Origin of the sequence: Streptococcus sp. SG1 (genome assembly GCF_030439935.1) — a bacterium.
Classification (GTDB): domain Bacteria; phylum Bacillota; class Bacilli; order Lactobacillales; family Streptococcaceae; genus Streptococcus; species Streptococcus gordonii.
In genome coordinates this window covers 231,414-248,625 of record NZ_JAQFJC010000002.1, presented here as the reverse complement: position 1 = coordinate 248,625, position 17,212 = coordinate 231,414, and the positions used below count along the sequence as shown (strand labels likewise).

19 protein-coding genes are annotated in these 17,212 nt (G+C 38.9%); 15 read left to right on the top strand and 4 right to left on the bottom strand.

Annotated features, from left to right (window positions below; genetic code table 11):
• Window positions 1-8: 8 nt before the first annotated feature.
• From PCY06_RS02705 to PCY06_RS02665, 9 genes are all read left to right on the top strand, one after another.
• Window positions 9-986 (top strand): YeiH family protein, encoded by a 978-nt coding sequence (locus PCY06_RS02705; protein ID WP_082307529.1) that lies wholly within the window; start codon window positions 9-11, stop codon window positions 984-986.
• 12 nt (window positions 987-998) lie between these two features.
• Window positions 999-2,231, top strand: a complete 1,233-nt coding sequence (locus PCY06_RS02700; protein ID WP_045503701.1) for an FtsW/RodA/SpoVE family cell cycle protein — start codon at window positions 999-1,001, stop codon at window positions 2,229-2,231.
• A 13-nt stretch (window positions 2,232-2,244) separates the two neighbouring features.
• Entirely contained in the window at window positions 2,245-2,793 is a 549-nt protein-coding gene (locus tag PCY06_RS02695; protein ID WP_082307530.1) for a DJ-1 family glyoxalase III, read from the top strand.
• Between the two features lie 153 nt (window positions 2,794-2,946).
• Complete coding sequence (locus tag PCY06_RS02690) at window positions 2,947-3,525, top strand: HAD family hydrolase (protein WP_082307531.1); 579 nt, start codon at window positions 2,947-2,949, stop codon at window positions 3,523-3,525.
• Window position 3,526: 1 nt separating this feature from the next.
• On the top strand, window positions 3,527-5,476 hold the full coding sequence (gene gyrB / locus PCY06_RS02685; protein ID WP_082307532.1) for a DNA topoisomerase (ATP-hydrolyzing) subunit B: 1,950 nt from the start codon (window positions 3,527-3,529) through the stop codon (window positions 5,474-5,476).
• Window positions 5,477-5,561: 85 nt separating this feature from the next.
• Window positions 5,562-7,286 carry a septation ring formation regulator EzrA gene (gene ezrA / locus PCY06_RS02680; protein ID WP_061584915.1) on the top strand — a complete coding sequence of 575 codons (1,725 nt, stop codon included), beginning with the start codon at window positions 5,562-5,564 and terminating at the stop codon, window positions 7,284-7,286.
• Between the two features lie 93 nt (window positions 7,287-7,379).
• Window positions 7,380-8,048: a hypothetical protein gene (locus PCY06_RS02675; RefSeq protein ID WP_082307533.1), complete on the top strand. Its 669-nt coding sequence runs from the start codon at window positions 7,380-7,382 to the stop codon at window positions 8,046-8,048.
• 33 nt (window positions 8,049-8,081) lie between these two features.
• Window positions 8,082-8,729, top strand: coding sequence for a phosphoserine phosphatase SerB (serB, locus tag PCY06_RS02670; protein ID WP_082307534.1), 648 nt, complete (start codon window positions 8,082-8,084; stop codon window positions 8,727-8,729).
• A gap of 9 nt (window positions 8,730-8,738) precedes the next feature.
• The gene (locus PCY06_RS02665) at window positions 8,739-9,857 is read left to right on the top strand and encodes a glycerate kinase (protein WP_105026562.1); all 1,119 of its coding nucleotides are present in this window, start codon (window positions 8,739-8,741) and stop codon (window positions 9,855-9,857) included.
• Here PCY06_RS02665 and PCY06_RS02660 read toward each other — a convergent pair.
• On the bottom strand, window positions 9,854-10,192 hold the full coding sequence (locus PCY06_RS02660; RefSeq protein WP_082307792.1) for a nuclear transport factor 2 family protein: 339 nt from the start codon (window positions 10,190-10,192) through the stop codon (window positions 9,854-9,856). The two genes, PCY06_RS02665 and PCY06_RS02660, sit on opposite strands and share 4 nt — an antisense overlap.
• Before the next feature lies 1 nt (window position 10,193).
• A complete protein-coding gene (locus tag PCY06_RS02655; RefSeq protein WP_082307791.1) occupies window positions 10,194-10,643 on the bottom strand; it encodes a DUF1694 domain-containing protein in 450 nt (149 codons plus the stop codon).
• Window positions 10,644-10,848: 205 nt separating this feature from the next.
• On the opposite strand from PCY06_RS02655, the gene eno reads away from it, so the two are divergent.
• The 3 genes from eno to PCY06_RS02640 all read left to right on the top strand — a co-directional run bounded on the left by eno (window position 10,849) and on the right by PCY06_RS02640 (window position 13,328).
• Complete coding sequence (gene eno, locus PCY06_RS02650) at window positions 10,849-12,153, top strand: surface-displayed alpha-enolase (protein ID WP_045503682.1); 1,305 nt, start codon at window positions 10,849-10,851, stop codon at window positions 12,151-12,153.
• An 80-nt stretch (window positions 12,154-12,233) separates the two neighbouring features.
• Window positions 12,234-12,824, top strand: a complete 591-nt coding sequence (locus PCY06_RS02645) for a hypothetical protein (protein WP_060970155.1) — start codon at window positions 12,234-12,236, stop codon at window positions 12,822-12,824.
• A 99-nt stretch (window positions 12,825-12,923) separates the two neighbouring features.
• On the top strand, window positions 12,924-13,328 hold the full coding sequence (locus tag PCY06_RS02640; RefSeq protein ID WP_060970156.1) for a PaaI family thioesterase: 405 nt from the start codon (window positions 12,924-12,926) through the stop codon (window positions 13,326-13,328).
• 121 nt (window positions 13,329-13,449) lie between these two features.
• Here PCY06_RS02640 and PCY06_RS02635 read toward each other — a convergent pair whose 3' ends face one another.
• Both PCY06_RS02635 and PCY06_RS02630 read right to left on the bottom strand, forming a co-directional pair.
• Window positions 13,450-13,635 (bottom strand): hypothetical protein, encoded by a 186-nt coding sequence (locus PCY06_RS02635; RefSeq protein WP_045503673.1) that lies wholly within the window; start codon window positions 13,633-13,635, stop codon window positions 13,450-13,452.
• 73 nt (window positions 13,636-13,708) lie between these two features.
• Window positions 13,709-14,719 (bottom strand): lactonase family protein, encoded by a 1,011-nt coding sequence (locus PCY06_RS02630; RefSeq protein WP_082307536.1) that lies wholly within the window; start codon window positions 14,717-14,719, stop codon window positions 13,709-13,711.
• A gap of 275 nt (window positions 14,720-14,994) precedes the next feature.
• Here PCY06_RS02630 and PCY06_RS02625 point away from each other — a divergent pair, with 275 nt between their 5' ends.
• The 3 genes from PCY06_RS02625 to PCY06_RS02615 are packed head-to-tail and all read left to right on the top strand — an operon-like array spanning window position 14,995 to window position 17,209.
• The gene (locus PCY06_RS02625; protein WP_053794510.1) at window positions 14,995-15,258 is read left to right on the top strand and encodes a hypothetical protein; all 264 of its coding nucleotides are present in this window, start codon (window positions 14,995-14,997) and stop codon (window positions 15,256-15,258) included.
• Between the two features lie 30 nt (window positions 15,259-15,288).
• Complete coding sequence (locus tag PCY06_RS02620; protein ID WP_082307537.1) at window positions 15,289-16,542, top strand: efflux RND transporter periplasmic adaptor subunit; 1,254 nt, start codon at window positions 15,289-15,291, stop codon at window positions 16,540-16,542.
• On the top strand, window positions 16,529-17,209 hold the full coding sequence (locus tag PCY06_RS02615) for an ABC transporter ATP-binding protein (RefSeq protein ID WP_082307538.1): 681 nt from the start codon (window positions 16,529-16,531) through the stop codon (window positions 17,207-17,209). The genes PCY06_RS02620 and PCY06_RS02615 overlap by 14 nt, the downstream gene beginning before the upstream one ends.
• Window positions 17,210-17,212: the final 3 nt, after the last annotated feature.

Genomic DNA, 17,212 nt, shown 5'->3' with positions numbered 1-17,212 from the left:
GATTAATCATGTTTAAAAAATACATTCCAGGTTTGGGTTTATCTTTAGCCATAGCTGCGCTTGCTACTTTTTTGGGCAAAGCTTTTCCTTTGTTTGGCTCCAGTGTATTTGCAATTTTACTTGGTATTCTGTTGAATCATTTTTGGAAAATTCCTCAGAAATTTCATTCTGGCTTGGTTTTTTCGGGTAAGAAACTCTTACAGTATTCTATTATCTTGCTAGGTTTTAGTTTGTCTATTTCAAAAGTTTCTGAAACAGGCTTATCATCTTTAAAAATCAGTATTCTTACGATTTTACTAGCCTTTTTATCCGCTTATCTTATAGGCCGTTTTTTGGAAATGGGACGAGTCTTAACCTTGTTGATTGGATTTGGAACGGCTATTTGTGGGGGTTCTGCTATTGCGGCAGCTTCACCTATTTTAGAAGCTAAAGAAGAAGAGATTGCTCTTTCGATTTCAACTATTTTCTTCTTCAATATTTTGGCAGTTTTCATTTTCCCTTTTCTTGGGCATGTCATGCAGATGTCGGCCGAAACCTTTGGAACCTGGGCAGGGACAGCTATCAATGATACTTCGTCTGTAGTAGCTGCTGGTTATACCTATGGACAGACTGCTGGTGATTTGGCAACTATTGTTAAATTAAGTCGAGCTCTGATGATTGTGCCAGCTTGTCTCATTTTTGCAGGTGTTCGCTATATTAAGTCCCAGTCATCTAAACAAAAAGTAGATTTAAAGAAAATTTTCCCTTGGTTTATTTTATGGTTTGTCTGTGCATCTCTGATTAGTAGTACGGGTGTTTTACCTGCTTCCTTTATTTCCTTTACAAAAATTCTATCTCAATGGCTGATGGCAATGGCCTTGGCAGGAATAGGCTCTCGGGTCTCTTTTGCCCAGTTTAAACAAGCGGGAGCAGCTCCACTTTTAACTGGTGCCTTTGCTTGGTTTGTTGTTGCAGTATCTAGCTTGATTATTCAGTATTTTTTCTAGATAGGAGTGAGTATGTCTTATTTTAAACCCTCGATTGATTCTCGAGTGGATTATAGTTTAATTTTACCAGTTATTTGTTTATTGATTTTTGGCATCATGGCCATTTATATAGCAGTGAATCATGACTACCCTGCTAGTGCCTGGGCAATAGTTGGACAGCAAATTGCTTGGATAGCTTTAGGGATTGTGATTAGTTTTGTCGTTATGTTTTTTAACACCAAATTTCTTTGGAAGATCACTCCCCTTCTCTACGTTTTCGGTTTAGGTCTCATGGTTCTACCCCTGGTCTTTTATAGCCCGTCTCTTGTTGCTTCGACAGGAGCTAAAAACTGGGTAACTATTGGTGGTACGACTCTCTTCCAGCCGTCAGAGTTTATGAAAATCTCTTATATTCTGATCTTATCGCGTTCAGTTGTTCAATTCAGCCAACGAAATAAAGACAAGATTAGGACGATCAAAATGGATTGGCTATTGATTTTAGAGCTCTTTCTCTATACTGTGCCAGTCTTGATTTTGCTGACCTTACAGAGTGACTTGGGGACGGCTCTTGTTTTTATGGCCATTTTTTCAGGAATTGTTCTCTTATCTGGAGTCTCTTGGAAAATTATTCTTCCTATATTTCTAACGGGCGTTTCACTTTTTCTAGCTTTTATGCTAATTTTTACCTGGGAAGGTGGTAGGGCATTTCTTCACAATCTAGGCATGCCTACTTACCAAATTAATCGGATTTTAGCATGGCTTCATCCTTTTGAATATGCCCAAACAACTACTTATCAACAAGCTCAGGGCCAGATTGCTATCGGTAGCGGTGGAATCTGGGGGCAAGGTTTTAATGTATCCAATTTATTAGTGCCGGTGCGAGAAAGTGATATGATCTTTACGGTAATTGCGGAAGACTTTGGTTTTATGGGCTCTATCTTTCTGATTGCCCTCTACCTTTTGCTTATTTATCGCATGTTAAGGATTACTCTGAAATCGAACAATCAATTTTATACCTACATTTCTACTGGGCTCACTATGATGCTGATTTTTCATATTTTTGAAAATATTGGAGCTGTGACGGGCTTACTTCCTTTAACAGGAATTCCCCTGCCCTTTATTTCCCAAGGAGGCTCCTCTATTATCAGTAACCTAATTGGAGTAGGTCTCTTGCTTTCTGTTAGTTATCAAAATAATCTTTTAGAAGAGCAACAGACAGGATATTCTAGAAGACGAAAGAAAATTATTCTGAAAAAATTAAAATAGGAGGATAGGATACATGGCGAAAGTTGCTGTTATACTGGCTAATGGTTTTGAAGAAATAGAAGCACTCACAGTTGTGGATGTTTTGCGTCGAGCCAATATTGCCTGTCATATTCTTGGATTTGAGCAAGTAGTGACAGGTTCTCATGGAATCAGTGTTCAAGCTGACCGATTGTGGCAAGGAAATTTAGATGATTATGACATGGTTGTTTTGCCGGGTGGAATGCCTGGATCTGCTAATCTTAGAGATGATCAGGACCTAATGAAAGCTCTAGCTAAGATGCAGGTAGAAGATAAGTGGATTGCTGCAATCTGTGCCGCTCCCATAGCACTTGAAAAAGCAGGAGTACTGGAGAATAAAAAATTCACCTGTTATAATGGCGTTGAGGAGAGCATTAAGAGCGGGAATTACCTGAAGGAAACGGTGGTTACTGATGGCAAACTTATTACAAGTCGAGGTCCCTCAACTGCGCTTGCTTTTGCTTATGCCATAGTGGAGGAGCTAGGTGGTGATGCGGATTCCTTACGCCAGGGTATGCTATATACAGATGTTTTTGGAAAATAAACTAGAAAACCCATTTATCAATAAGTGGGTTTTTGTGTTTAAAAAATAAATGCGAAATTGATTCTTTATTTTTATTTGGATTAAAAGGATTCTTAACAGTATATTTGACCAATATTAGCGCTTTTTCAGGAAAAATATGGTATAATAAAAGCTATGGATTATCAAGATTATATCTGGGATTTAGGCGGTACGCTTCTCGATAATTATGAAACTTCCACAGCTGCTTTTGTACGAACCTTAGCGTCATTAGGCATAGAAGCCAGCCATGATGAAGTATATCAAGCTTTAAAAGTGTCAACGGATTATGCAGTACAACAGTTTGCACCGGGAGTGAACGATTTTTTGAGGTCTTACAAGGCCAATGAAGCTAAGGAACTTCAGCATCCTGTTTTATTTGACGGAGCAAAAGAGCTACTTGAGATCATAATTGAGCAAGGTGGTAGAAACTTTTTAGTCTCCCACCGGGACAATCAGGTTTTAGAAATTATCTCTAAAACAGGAATTGATTCCCTCTTTACGGAAATTGTCACAGCTGATAATGGTTTTAAGAGAAAACCTGACCCAGAATCCATGAATTATCTCAAGGAAAAGTACAAGATTAGCTCCTGCATAGTTATTGGTGATCGCCCATTAGATATAGAGGCTGGTCAAGCGGCAGGTTTTGCTACTTATCTTTTTGATAGTATGGAACATCTAAAGAACTATTTACATTTAAATACAGAAAAGGAATAAAATGACAGAAGAAAAGCAACAAGACATCCAATCTCAAGAATATGATGCCAGCCAGATTCAGGTCCTTGAAGGACTTGAAGCAGTTCGTATGCGTCCGGGTATGTATATTGGATCAACTTCTAAAGAAGGTCTGCACCATTTGGTATGGGAAATCGTTGATAACTCTATTGACGAAGCCTTGGCTGGTTTTGCTAGTCATATTCAAGTCTTTATCGAAAAAGACAATTCTATTACAGTTGTCGATGATGGACGTGGTATTCCAGTGGATATCCAAGAAAAAACTGGCCGTCCTGCTGTTGAAACTGTCTTTACGGTCCTTCACGCTGGAGGGAAATTCGGCGGTGGTGGCTACAAGGTTTCAGGAGGTCTTCACGGTGTAGGTTCTTCTGTTGTAAATGCTTTATCTACCCAACTAGATGTTAAAGTATATAAAAATGGTCAAATTCACTTCCAAGAATACACTCGTGGTCAGGTCGTGGCTGATTTGAAAGTGATCGGCGAAACAGATCGGACAGGTACAACAGTTCATTTTACGCCAGACCCAGAAATCTTCACCGAGACTGTTGAATTTGATTTTGAAAAACTCAATAAACGGATCCAAGAACTTGCCTTTCTCAACCGAGGCTTGTCTATCTCGATTACTGATAAACGAGATGGTATGGAACAAAGTAAAGACTACCATTACGAAGGTGGGATTGCTAGTTATGTCCAGTACATCAATGAAAATAAGGAAGTAATCTTCGACAATCCTATTTATACAGATGGAGAAATGGAAGATATAACCGTGGAAGTAGCTATGCAGTATACGACAGGCTACCATGAAACAGTGATGAGTTTTGCTAATAATATCCACACACATGAAGGTGGGACACATGAGCAAGGTTTCCGTACAGCCCTAACTCGAGTCATCAATGACTATGCTAAGAAGAATAAACTTCTCAAAGAAAACGAAGATAATCTCACAGGTGAAGACGTTCGAGAAGGCTTGACAGCAGTTATCTCTGTTAAACACCCAAATCCTCAGTTTGAAGGACAAACCAAGACCAAACTGGGAAATAGCGAAGTTGTTAAAATTACCAACCGTCTATTTAGTGAAGCATTCTCAGATTTTCTTTTAGAGAATCCTGCAGTTGCTAAGAAGATTGTCGAAAAAGGAATTTTAGCTTCTAAAGCAAGAATTGCTGCCAAGCGAGCTCGGGAAGTAACCCGTAAGAAATCTGGTCTGGAAATTTCGAATTTGCCAGGTAAACTGGCGGATTGTTCGTCAAATAATCCTGCTGAAACAGAACTCTTTATCGTAGAGGGAGACTCAGCTGGAGGTTCAGCTAAGTCAGGACGGAACCGTGAATTTCAGGCAATTTTGCCAATTCGAGGTAAGATTCTCAATGTTGAGAAGGCCAGCATGGATAAAATATTGGCCAATGAGGAAATCCGGAGCCTTTTCACGGCTATGGGAACTGGTTTTGGTGCTGATTTTGATATTAGCAAGTGTCGTTACCAAAAATTGGTTATCATGACTGATGCCGATGTCGATGGAGCTCATATTCGTACCTTGCTTTTGACTTTGATTTATCGCTATATGAAGCCGGTCTTGGAAGCAGGCTATGTTTATATCGCTCAGCCACCTATCTATGGTGTTAAAGTTGGAAGCGAAGTAAAAGAATATATTCAGCCAGGTGCTGATCAAGAAATAAAACTTCAAGAAGCCTTAGCTAGGTATAGTGAAGGTCGCTCTAAGCCTACAATTCAGCGTTATAAAGGTTTGGGAGAAATGGATGATCACCAACTGTGGGAAACAACCATGGATCCAGAACACCGCTTGATGGCGCGTGTTTCAGTTGACGATGCTGCAGAAGCAGACAAAATCTTTGATATGCTGATGGGAGATCGGGTAGAACCACGTCGCGAATTTATCGAAGAAAATGCTGTTTACAGTACATTAGATGTATAGAAATGAAGAAATTATATACAAGACTAATGAAATTATGATATAATCATTATGTTTATTCTCAAGTAATAATACGAAGGAGTTTTATATGTCTAACGGACTAATTATTCTAATCATAGTGATTGCAGTAGCTTTAATTCTTGCTTATGTAGCTGCTGTTGTCCTAAGAAAGAGAAATGAGACTCTACTTGATAGTTTGGAAGAACGCAAAGAGAAACTATATAATCTTCCTGTGAATGATGAAGTAGAGGCGATTAAGAATATGCATCTCATCGGTCAAAGTCAGGTGACTTTCCGTGAGTGGAATCAAAAATGGGTCGATCTTTCCCTTAATTCTTTTGCAGATATTGAAAATAATATCTTTGAAGCAGAAGGTTATAACAATTCCTTTCGCTTTCTAAAGGCAAAGCATGCGATTGATAACATTGAAAGTCAGATTAATCTGGTTGAAGAAGATATTGAGTTAATCCGTGAGGCCTTAGCAGATTTAGAAAAGCAAGAAGCAAAAAATAGTGGACGTGTTCTTCATGCTTTGGAATTGTTTGAAAATCTACAAGTTAAAGTAGCTGAAGATACTGAAAAGTATGGACCAGCAGTTCAAGAGATTCAAAAGCAACTGCAAAATATTGAATCAGAGTTCTCCCAATTTGTTACCCTTAATTCTTCTGGGGACCCAGTAGAAGCTGCGGATATTTTGGATAAAACTGAGAACCATATCCTTGCTTTAACTCATATTGTTGATAAGGTGCCAAGTATTGTCACTGAACTAAGAGAAGTTTTACCAGACCAGCTGGAAGATCTTGAATCTGGTTATCGGAAATTGGTGGAAGCTGGATATCATTTTGTTGAAACGGATATCGAGTCTCGCTTCTCACAACTCCATTCTAATATCACTCAAAACTATGAGAATATTGCTGCTTTGGAGTTGGATAACGCCCAATATGAAAATACTCAAATTCAAGAAGAAATCAATGCTTTGTATGACATCTTTACGCGAGAGATTGCTGCTCAGAAAGTTGTTGAAAAATTACAAGAAAACTTACCAGCTTATTTGAAACACACAAAAGAAAACAACCAACACCTTCAAAGTGAGTTGGATCGTTTGTCTAAGATGTATCTTCTATCTGATGAAGAAGATGAGAAAGTTCGTGATTTACAAAGTGAATTGTCTGCATTAGAGGCAGTTGTTTTAGCTACTGTAGAAGACTCAGCTGAAAATAAACAAGCTTATTCGTTAACTCAGGAAGCACTTGAAGCAACTCAAGAGCGCTTGAAAGAAATTGAAGACGAACAAATCACTCTTGGTGAGCGTTTAGAGAGAATTGAAAAAGATGATGACAATGCTCGTCAAAAAGTCAACATCTACATCAACAAGCTTCACACAATTAAGCGCTATATGGAAAAACGCAATTTACCAGGAATTCCAAAGAGTTTCTTAAGTCTCTTCTTTACAGCCAGTGATCATACAGAGGCCTTGCTTACAGAGTTGGAGCAGTTGCGCGTAAATATTGACAATGTTAATTTGTTACTTGAAAATGTTACAAATGACATTCATGATTTGGAAACTGAAACCTATCAGATCGTTCAGTACGCAACTTTGACAGAACAGCTTCTTCAGTATTCTAATCGTTATCGTTCCTTTGATCAAAGTATTCAGGAAGCTTTTAATAAAGCTTTGGATATCTTTGAAAATCAATTCGATTACGAAAGTTCATTCGAAGTGATTTCTCAAGCTCTCGAAGTTGTTGAGCCTGGGGTAACAAGTCGTTTTGTTACATCTTATGAGAAAACACGCGAGAATATTCGTTTTTAAAAGAAGTTCCTTCGGGAACTTTTTTCATTCTCAGCAAAAAGGCTCTTATGTTATAATAGAGGGACAAATGAAAGTGGAAAGTCTATAAAAGAAATGAAAAAGATTAAAAAATATATTACTCTCATTATTCTCGGAGGTGTAGCCGTTTTATCGATAGCATTGATGAATGGTTGGCGTTTGGATGATTATACTATTCCAAAAAACAGAACAAGAGAACAGTATGATTTTGAAGGCACTTTTGAACCGATGTTTAAGTTTTTAGAACAAGAGAAAAAGGATTTTACTGGATTAAAACTTTATACAAGTAGTGTTTATATTAAAGACGGAGACGAAGTGAAAGATTATGAGATTAGATTAGATACTACCCAATCTGACATTAAAGGTGACTATATAATAAAGATAGGGGATAATAAAGAGAGTGTTCCTGTTACTTATTCTAACGGCAAACTAACTTACAGCTCAGAGATAAGTCCTTTATTTGATGAAGAGATTCTTAACTTAGTTGTTCAAAGAAATTATTTTGAATCTTTAGATGTGAAAGAGACTTTTAAGAGTGCAGAAACAGAGCTTCGTGATATCATCTACAAGCCAGAAAATCACTCTGAGCTCTTCAAACATCTCAAAAACAAGTATGATCTACCAGAGGATACTACCTGTCGAATAAGATTAAAACACTCTAGTGGAACAATCTATGGGATTTCAATACTAATGAAATCGAAAGATAAGGCTGTTCAAATAGATTTAATGATATTTAAACAATAGGGAGGATAATTAATAAGTCGGAAGGAGTAAGAGATGAAAACAGTCAAAGGCTTGTTAGTCATGGATGTAGACAGCACCTTAATCATGGAAGAGGGGATTGACCTGCTAGGAGAGGAAGCGGGTGTAGGAGCTCAGGTTGCGGCCATTACCGAGCGTGCCATGCGAGGAGAGTTGGACTTTGAAGCTGCCTTACGTGAGCGGGTCGCCCTTTTAAAAGGTCTGCCAGAGGATATTTTTGCTCGAATTGCTGAAAGGATCCACTTCACACCAGGAGCCGAGGACTTGGTCAAGGAGCTGCATAAACGTGGTTATAAAGTAGGCTTGGTGTCAGGTGGTTTTCATGAGACGGTGGACAGACTGGCTGAGCAGCTTGGAATTGACTATGTCAAGGCAAATCGTTTGGAAATTCAACAGGGTCTTTTGACAGGCCGAGTCTTAGGAGAGATTGTCACTAAGGATACCAAGCTTGCCATGCTAAAAGCATGGGCAGCTGAAAACAATTTAGAATTAAATCAAACGATTGCTATGGGGGATGGTGCCAATGATCTGCCTATGATTCAGGCGGCGGGGATGGGAATTGCCTTTATGGCCAAGCCAATCGTGCGCGAGCAGGCTCCTTACCAGATTCAAGAACGCAACCTCTATCGGGTTATTGATCTTTTAGACAATAGAAAAGAATAGGAGAGAAGTATGCATATCCTAATTGCACCAGATTCTTTTAAGGAAAGTTTATCAGCTGCTCAGGTTGCTCAGGCTCTGCAGAACGGATTTTCTCAGGCCTTGCCAGATGCTAGCTTTGACTTGCTGCCGGTCGGTGACGGGGGCGAGGGGACAATGGCTGCGCTGACATCAGCCTTGGGCTGGACTGAATTTTACCACACTGTGACTGGCCCTTTTGGCCAGCCAGTAAAAATGCCTTATGCTAGGAACGGTCAGCAAGCACTATTTGAGATGGCTGACTTGGTCGGACTCGCCTCTATTCCTCATGAAAAACGAAATCCCTTGGCCATAGAGACCAAAGGATTGGGAGAATTGATTTTGTACCTAGCTGAAGACGGTGTCAGAAAAATTTTAGTGGGTGTTGGAGGTTCGGCCAGTAACGACGGTGGAATTGGATTGGCAGCTGGATTGGGCTATGAATTTTTCGATGTGGGCAATCATAGATTGCGCCCCATTGGCTCGTCTTTGGGAAAGGTCGCTCGAATATCAGCTAAGCAGGTTCCTGCTTTCTTGAAAGAAGTTGAGATTGAGATTTTGACTGATGTTGACAATCCTCTTTGCGGTGAGCGTGGTGCGACAATTGTTTTCGGAGGTCAGAAAGGTCTAGCACCCTTATTATTCTCTCAAGTGGATCAAGCTATGGCAGATTTCTATCAGTTGGTTGATCCTCAGGTGATTGATATGGCTGGAGCTGGAGCCGGAGGCGGAATGGCTGCAGGACTGGTTGCTTTTGCTGGAGGAAAAATCGTTTCGGGTATAGAAACCTGTTTAGATTTACTGGATTTTGATGACAGAGTTAAAAAAGCGGACTTGGTCGTCGTTGGCGAAGGACGAATGGACCGTCAGTCTTTGGCGGGTAAGGCACCTGTTGGGGTCGCAAGACGAACACCTGAAGGTATCCCTGTACTGGCGATTTGCGGAAGTCTGGAAGATGATTTACCGGATTTCCCAGTTGGGAATATCCAGGCAGCTTTTCCGATTATTGCGCGAGCAGATAGTTTAGATAAGATACTAGAGCAGGCGGAGCAAAATTTGATTCGAACAGCCAGAAATATTGGGAATCTACTGAAGATGAAAAAAAGCGGCTAGTCCGCTTTTTTTAGTAGGTATTCAATTTCTTTAACAATCATGCCATTTTCAAAGAAAAAGATGTCACAAGACAGGTCACCAAAATCATTTTTTAAGATGGTCACAATCTGATTCAGATCGGGATTAAGCTGATAATAAATGCAACGAAACTGGACGGGATTGTTTTGGTAGACTTTTTGAATCTTAGTTAGGTAGTCCGCCTTACCTCTTATGATTTCGATTGTGTCACCATGTAATTCCCAGCTAACTTGATCAGAAAGAAAAGTCTGATAGGTTTGCCAATCTCGCCGATTTTCTGCATCAAAAAAAGCAAAAAGTTTCTCTATATTAGTCATCTTATCCAAACCACTTTTTCCAGATAGTTCGCTTTTCCTTTACAGGTTCTTCTACTGGTTGAAACAAGCTAGCAAACTGTTGGTACATATCTTTCTCATCTACCTGGACAAGATGGTCACTGTGGATAATGAGTCCAAATGGAGAAGTTTGGTAATCACCAGAAACAATTGTTGCCTCACAACAAAGATCTTTAGATATTTTCAAATAAAAGATTTGATTGCTAGACTCCACTTCTGGTGAAATTTTGACTAGGACAGGCTGATATTCTTCTACAATTTTGCTGAGTACTTCTTTGAAGTGACTACGAACGAGAGAAGTGTTTGCTTGCTCAATAGAGCAAGAGGCCAGTACTCGTTCCTCAAAAGTTCCTAAAAATTTACGTTGCTCATCAGGGTTAAGTTTGGCACCCCCTTGGGCTTTCTCCATGATTACTTTATTAATATCTGTCATAGGTTTAGTATAGCATAAAGTCGTAGGGGCTGCAAAAATACTTATTTTCATAATATTTCATAAAAATAGAAAAAGCATGCAAAGTGTAAGCGGTTGCTTGATAAATCTAGATTTTTTAAGGTTAAGAGACGATTTTTTCTTGAAAAAAACGCTTATTTAGAGTATGATAGAAGAGTAAATAAAAAAACTCAAAGGAGAGTAAGAAATGTCAATTATTACTGATGTTTACGCTCGCGAAGTCCTAGACTCACGCGGTAACCCAACACTTGAAGTAGAAGTTTATACTGAATCAGGTGCATTCGGACGTGGAATGGTTCCTTCAGGAGCTTCTACAGGTGAACACGAAGCAGTTGAACTTCGTGATGGCGACAAATCTCGTTACGGTGGTCTTGGTACACAAAAAGCAGTTGATAACGTAAACAATGTTATCGCTGAAGCTATCATCGGTTACGATGTTCGTGACCAACAAGCTATCGACCGTGCAATGATCGCTCTTGACGGTACTCCTAACAAAGGTAAATTGGGTGCAAACGCAATCCTTGGTGTGTCTATCGCTGTAGCTCGTGCTGCTGCTGACTACCTTGAAATCCCTCTTTACAGCTACCTTGGTGGATTCAACACTAAAGTTCTTCCAACTCCAATGATGAACATCATCAATGGTGGATCTCACTCAGATGCTCCAATCGCATTCCAAGAGTTCATGATCTTGCCAGTTGGTGCTCCAACATTCAAAGAAGCTCTTCGTTACGGTGCTGAAATCTTCCACGCTCTTAAGAAAATTCTTAAATCTCGTGGTTTGGAAACTGCCGTTGGTGACGAAGGTGGATTCGCTCCTCGTTTTGAAGGAACTGAAGATGGTGTAGAAACTATCATCGCTGCTATCGAAGCTGCTGGTTATGTTCCAGGTAAAGATGTATTTATCGGATTTGACTGTGCATCATCAGAATTCTACGATAAAGAACGTAAAGTATACGACTACACTAAATTTGAAGGTGAAGGCGCTGCTGTTCGTACATCTGCAGAACAAATCGACTACCTTGAAGAGTTGGTTAACAAATATCCAATCATCACTATCGAAGATGGTATGGATGAAAATGACTGGGATGGTTGGAAAGCTCTTACTGAACGTCTTGGTAAGAAAGTACAACTTGTTGGTGACGACTTCTTCGTAACAAACACTGACTACCTTGCACGTGGTATCAAAGAAGGTGCTGCTAACTCAATCCTTATCAAAGTTAACCAAATCGGTACTCTTACTGAAACTTTTGAAGCGATTGAAATGGCTAAAGAAGCTGGATACACTGCAGTTGTATCACACCGTTCAGGTGAAACTGAAGATTCAACAATCGCTGACATCGCAGTTGCAACTAACGCAGGTCAAATCAAGACTGGTTCACTTTCACGTACAGACCGTATTGCTAAATACAACCAATTGCTTCGTATCGAAGATCAACTTGGTGAAGTTGCTCAATACAAAGGTCTTCAATCTTTCTACAACTTGAAAAAATAATTCATTCAGATTGAATGAAGTAAGGATCCCTCAAGCTTGACTTGAGGGATTTTTGAATAAAGTAAAGGGAGACTCGGGAGATGATTTATTTTCTTCTATATATTCTAAGTAGAGAGTGGCCAGCTCTTATTCTCTTGATTGTTGGACTTCTTGTAGCTCATCGATGGAAGTCTAGGAATCTGGCACTTTTAGCGGTTCTTTTATTCTTTTTGGTCACCAGTATATTGTGGAAACCTCAGTTGAGTCCGTGGCTTGCTTTTCTCTTTTTATTCCTCGCTTTCTATTTATTGATTGAAAGATACAAATGGGTTCTTTATCCTGCTCTTACTTTAGGTTTGTTGCTGTTGGCAGTTTCTCCTATAATTGGCTTTCTTTTTACAATTTATGTTCCAGTAAGCCATTATGCCTATCTTGAGGAAAAAGGGCAGACAGTAGTAGTTCGAGAAGACTACTATGGAGCTTTTTTTAGTGATAGTAATATAGAGATTATAACTTATGGCGAAGGGAAGCTTATACCAGTAAATGTAAAGCAGTATGATAATGTTCCTATGCATGAATTTAATGAAGCCAAAGATGTTAACGAAGATGCTTTTCTTGCTCAATCGCTAACAAGAGAACGATTGGAAGAATTAAAAGGCTTTATTAATAAAAGAAATCAGCAAAGACAATAGATTAGCTAGAATCAGAGTATTTATCGACTTCTTGGGGACTTTCCTTGCTTGAATCGATGAAAAGTAGTATGATAAGACACAGATTGTGAGGAGAAATAAATGAAAGATTTTCACTTTGATGCGATTTCAGCATTTGAGAACTACGAAATTGAAAAAATGGAGGATGGCCAAGTCATTGTTACGACCGAAGTGGTGACGTCTTCTCTAAACTATTATGGTAATGCTCACGGTGGCTACCTTTTTACTCTCTGTGATCAGATTTCTGGTCTAGTCTTGATATCACAAGGTTTAGATGGAGTAACGCTCCAGTCTTCAATTAACTACCTGCGAGCAGGACATGCTGGTGATAAGCTTACTATCTCAGGGACCTGTGTTCATCCAGGACGTAAAACGAGAGTAGTAGATGTGGTTATTAGCAATCAAGAAAAAGAAAATGTCTGCAAGGCAACATTTACCATGTTTGTTACAGGGCAAAGAAAAGAAGAAAGTCAGATTAATATTTAGTACTGAAGTCCCAGTTTTTAAATAGAAACTGGGATCTATTTTTTAAAATGCCTAGCCAGTATCTGAAATTTGTGTATATATAAAAAAGCATCTCTCAATGAGGATGCTTTTTTTAGTTTGCTTAAAACAAACCTTTGATTTTATCGATAGCGTCACTGGCCATTTCATTTCCAGCTACTAATTTTTTGGCTTGGTCTAGGTATTCGCCAAGTTTGTCTTTATTATCTTCAACAAACTTTTTAGCTGCATCGAAATCTTTCTTTTCGATCATTTCTTTTACTTGGTTAAATAAATCTAGGGGATTCATAACAGGCTCCTTAGTCATTTTTTCATACGGTAATAATTTAATCAAACTTTTAAATAGAAAGCAAGGAATCTGCTTACTTAAAGGTGACACAGACAGATTCAGGAACATAAAAGTCATGAGAGATTTCTGTTAATTTACCGCTTTCTATATCACGTTTGAAAACTGTCGCATTGTCAGAATCTTGGTGAACAGCAATAATGTACTTTTGATCAGGTGTGATATTAAAATCTCGTGGATTCTTTCCATTGGTTGGTGTAATTTCGACTAATTCCAAGCTGCCATCCTTGAGAATTTTATAGACAGCGATTGAATCATGTCCGCGATTTGATCCATAGAGAAACTTGCCATCTGCAGAAAGTCTAATAGCAGCAGTACCATTTGCTCCAGTGAAGTCTTCAGGTAGGGTCGAGATAGTTTGTAGGTGGTCAAATTGGCCAACACCATCATAGATAAGAACTTCAATCGTTGAGTTTAGTTCACAAATGAGATATGCCATTTTGTAATAATTATGGAAGACTAGATGGCGTGCTCCAGCACCAGGCGCGCAAGTGTAAGTATCTAATTTTTCCAGTTTCCCATCTTCTGAAAGGTCATAGGTTACCACTTGGTCAGTTCCTAAATCGCATGTAACTAGGTATTGATCAGGTGTTAAGTCAGTGAAGTGAACATGAGCAGAAGCTTGATTCTCATGTGGACCAGATCCTTCATGTGTATCTGAATCTGCTAGCTCCAAACTGCCATCAGATAAACGCTTGTAGACTAAGACTTGGCCCTTATGGTAGTTGGCTCCATATACCAAATCACGCTTTTCATCTACTGCAACATAACAGAGTGGAGCTCCTTCTTCAACGACATGATTTAAAAGCTTGAAATCCTTATCATATGCAGCAATTCCTCCTTGCCCATTTTCAGCCCCCACAGTATAGAGATGATCAGCAGCGTCAAATGCAAGATAGGTTGGACTGGCTTCTTCGGCCACTAGCGCTAAGTTTGACAAAATTCCATTATTTGAGTCAAAATCGGCCTTGTAAAGACCTTTTGACTCCCGTCGGGTATAGGTACCAAAGTAAACTGTTTGTGTCATAATCTTACCTCGTATTGGTGTTTATTAAAGATATTGTCATTATATCATAAAATAGCTTGGATTGGTTTTCATGATAGGATATGCAAAAAATTCAAAAGAATAGTATCAGTTTAAAAAACACAAAAAAAACAGATGGCAGGTAGGAGGGTCTTAGATAGCTTTGTTAGAATAGATTTGTTCAAACAAAACAAAAAGGTTAAAAAGCTGTTTATCTTTGTTGATAAAAACATTTACAACAGATTTTAACCCAATAACTTACTAAAAAGGAGAACATCATGAACTTTAAAAAATTAGCTACTCTTATCGCAGTCTTAGGACTCTCAATTTTATTTTTGGCAGCTTGTGGAAATAAGGATAAGCAAAAAACAGAGACCTTAGATGGCAAGCCAATTGATTACAAGAAGGATGCTGTAGATAAGAAAAACAAAGTGGTTGATGGGAAAGAAGTGACAGAATATACTATGCCAGATGGTAATATTGTTCAAATTCCAGTTGATAATGAAGAAGATACAGATACAGCAGATTCAAGTGCAGAATAATAATGAGTGGTCGTGAGACTTGGAGGCAGTATGTTACGAGGAAAAAAGAAAAATTCTAAAATTATTTTAATCAGTAGTGTAGCTTTATTGACTTGTGCAGCTGTGGGAGGGTACTTCCTTTTGCAGCCAGGTCAAAATCAATCTGTTGTTGTTAACAACAAAGTTGACTCTAAAACAGTTCAAGAAGCTGTGGATGAAGCTAAGAAGAAAAGCTTGGTTTTATCTGGTGAAGTTGCACCGAATAATAGCAGTAAGGTTAAGATCGATCCATCAAAAGGTGAGGTCAAGGAAGTATTCGTCAAAAATGGCGACACTGTCACACAGGGACAGCCTCTCTTTTCCTATGTAACGTCCCAAGAGCTGACGGCTCAATCAGCTCAATATGATGCCCAGGCTAAGTCTAATAGTATTAGTACGGCGCAAAGTAATGCCTCAATTAAGTGGGAGACTTATAATCGTAAATTAGCCCATTTGAACAGTTTGCGTGAAAAATACAATGCGAATAATGATGAGTCTCTACTAGAGCAGATCAAATCTGCAGAAGATGAAGTTGCTCAAAGTTTAAGCGATGCGAATTCAGCTGATAATGAAGTAAAGAATGCTCAGATAGAAGCAGAAAAAGCTCAGGCAACAGCTCAAACTGAATCAGACCGAATGAAATATGATACAGTAACAGCAGATACAGCGGGCACTATCACTTCTATGAATGAAGACTTACCGACTCAATCAAAAGCTAAGAAAGAAGAAGAAAACTTTATCGAAATCATGGACAAGTCCAAGACTTTTGTAAAAGGGAACGTTAGTGAATTTGATCGTGAGAAATTACAAGTTGGACAAAAAGTTGAAGTAGTTGACCGTAAAAATCCTAAGAAAAAATGGACAGGCACAGTAACCCAAGTCGGTACTCTTACAGCGGATGCAGCAGCAAATGGTAACAAACAACAACAGGAAAATCCAAATCAAGCTAAATACCCATATAAAGTAGAGTTAGACCAAGCCGAAAATATGCCTTTGATTGGTTCTCATACTTATGTCAATGTTATTGAAAATGCGCCTGAAGCTGGCAAGGTTGTTGTGAATAAATCTTATGTGTTCACAGAAAACGGTAAATCTTATGTTTGGAAAGTTGAAAACAAAAAGATCAAAAAACAAGAAGTTAAGACCAAGGCCCTTAAGGGTTCGCTTGTTGAAATCACAGAAGGTTTGAAGATGGAAGACAGTATCTCTAGTGTGAAGACAGGTATGAAAGAGGGCATGGAGGTAGGAGCAGATGTTAAAGCTTAAAGAAATTCATAAGTCTTACCAGCAAGGAAGTCAAGAGTTTCCGATTTTGAAAGGAATTGACTTACATGTGGAAGAAGGAGATTTTCTGGCTATTATGGGGCCATCTGGATCTGGTAAATCAACCTTGATGAATATCATTGGATGTCTGGACAAGGCTAATGCTGGAACTTATCATATTGAAGGTACAGATGTATCCAATCTATCAGACAATCAATTGTCAGATTTACGAAATCAAAAGATTGGTTTTGTATTTCAGAACTTCAATCTGATGCCAAAATTAACAGCTTGTCAAAATGTGGAATTGCCTTTAACTTATATGAAGATTCCCAAAAAGGAAAGACGGGAACGGGCAATGGAAATGTTATGTTTGGTAGGCTTAGAAGAGCGAAGCGAATTTAAGCCGATGGAATTATCAGGGGGACAAAAGCAGCGGGTAGCCATTGCCCGCGCTTTGGTTACTAACCCAAGTTTTATTCTTGGAGATGAACCGACTGGGGCCTTGGATACCAAGACCAGCGTACAAATCATGGAACTTTTTAAGCAGTTTAATGAAGCTGGAAAGACAATTGTGATTATTACCCATGAACCAGAAGTGGCTCAAATGTGCAAGAAAACAGTTGTTTTACGTGATGGAAATATTGAACACAAAGCGGTAGAAAGGAATTAAGAC

Bases quoted from the DNA above. Each gene is read 5' to 3' on its own strand.
- PCY06_RS02630 (WP_082307536.1), bottom strand. From the start codon at position 14,719: ATGACACAAACAGTTTACTTTGGTACCTATACCCGACGGGAGTCAAAA.
- ezrA (WP_061584915.1), top strand. From the start codon at position 5,562: ATGTCTAACGGACTAATTATTCTAATCATAGTGATTGCAGTAGCTTTA.
- PCY06_RS02665 (WP_105026562.1), top strand. From the start codon at position 8,739: ATGCATATCCTAATTGCACCAGATTCTTTTAAGGAAAGTTTATCAGCT.
- PCY06_RS02695 (WP_082307530.1), top strand. From the start codon at position 2,245: ATGGCGAAAGTTGCTGTTATACTGGCTAATGGTTTTGAAGAAATAGAA.
- PCY06_RS02615 (WP_082307538.1), top strand. From the start codon at position 16,529: ATGTTAAAGCTTAAAGAAATTCATAAGTCTTACCAGCAAGGAAGTCAA.
- PCY06_RS02625 (WP_053794510.1), top strand. From the start codon at position 14,995: ATGAACTTTAAAAAATTAGCTACTCTTATCGCAGTCTTAGGACTCTCA.
- eno (WP_045503682.1), top strand. From the start codon at position 10,849: ATGTCAATTATTACTGATGTTTACGCTCGCGAAGTCCTAGACTCACGC.
- PCY06_RS02705 (WP_082307529.1), top strand. From the start codon at position 9: ATGTTTAAAAAATACATTCCAGGTTTGGGTTTATCTTTAGCCATAGCT.
- serB (WP_082307534.1), top strand. From the start codon at position 8,082: ATGAAAACAGTCAAAGGCTTGTTAGTCATGGATGTAGACAGCACCTTA.
- PCY06_RS02660 (WP_082307792.1), bottom strand. From the start codon at position 10,192: ATGACTAATATAGAGAAACTTTTTGCTTTTTTTGATGCAGAAAATCGG.
- PCY06_RS02700 (WP_045503701.1), top strand. From the start codon at position 999: ATGTCTTATTTTAAACCCTCGATTGATTCTCGAGTGGATTATAGTTTA.
- gyrB (WP_082307532.1), top strand. From the start codon at position 3,527: ATGACAGAAGAAAAGCAACAAGACATCCAATCTCAAGAATATGATGCC.
- PCY06_RS02620 (WP_082307537.1), top strand. From the start codon at position 15,289: ATGTTACGAGGAAAAAAGAAAAATTCTAAAATTATTTTAATCAGTAGT.
- PCY06_RS02640 (WP_060970156.1), top strand. From the start codon at position 12,924: ATGAAAGATTTTCACTTTGATGCGATTTCAGCATTTGAGAACTACGAA.
- PCY06_RS02675 (WP_082307533.1), top strand. From the start codon at position 7,380: ATGAAAAAGATTAAAAAATATATTACTCTCATTATTCTCGGAGGTGTA.
- PCY06_RS02635 (WP_045503673.1), bottom strand. From the start codon at position 13,635: ATGAATCCCCTAGATTTATTTAACCAAGTAAAAGAAATGATCGAAAAG.
- PCY06_RS02655 (WP_082307791.1), bottom strand. From the start codon at position 10,643: ATGACAGATATTAATAAAGTAATCATGGAGAAAGCCCAAGGGGGTGCC.
- PCY06_RS02645 (WP_060970155.1), top strand. From the start codon at position 12,234: ATGATTTATTTTCTTCTATATATTCTAAGTAGAGAGTGGCCAGCTCTT.
- PCY06_RS02690 (WP_082307531.1), top strand. From the start codon at position 2,947: ATGGATTATCAAGATTATATCTGGGATTTAGGCGGTACGCTTCTCGAT.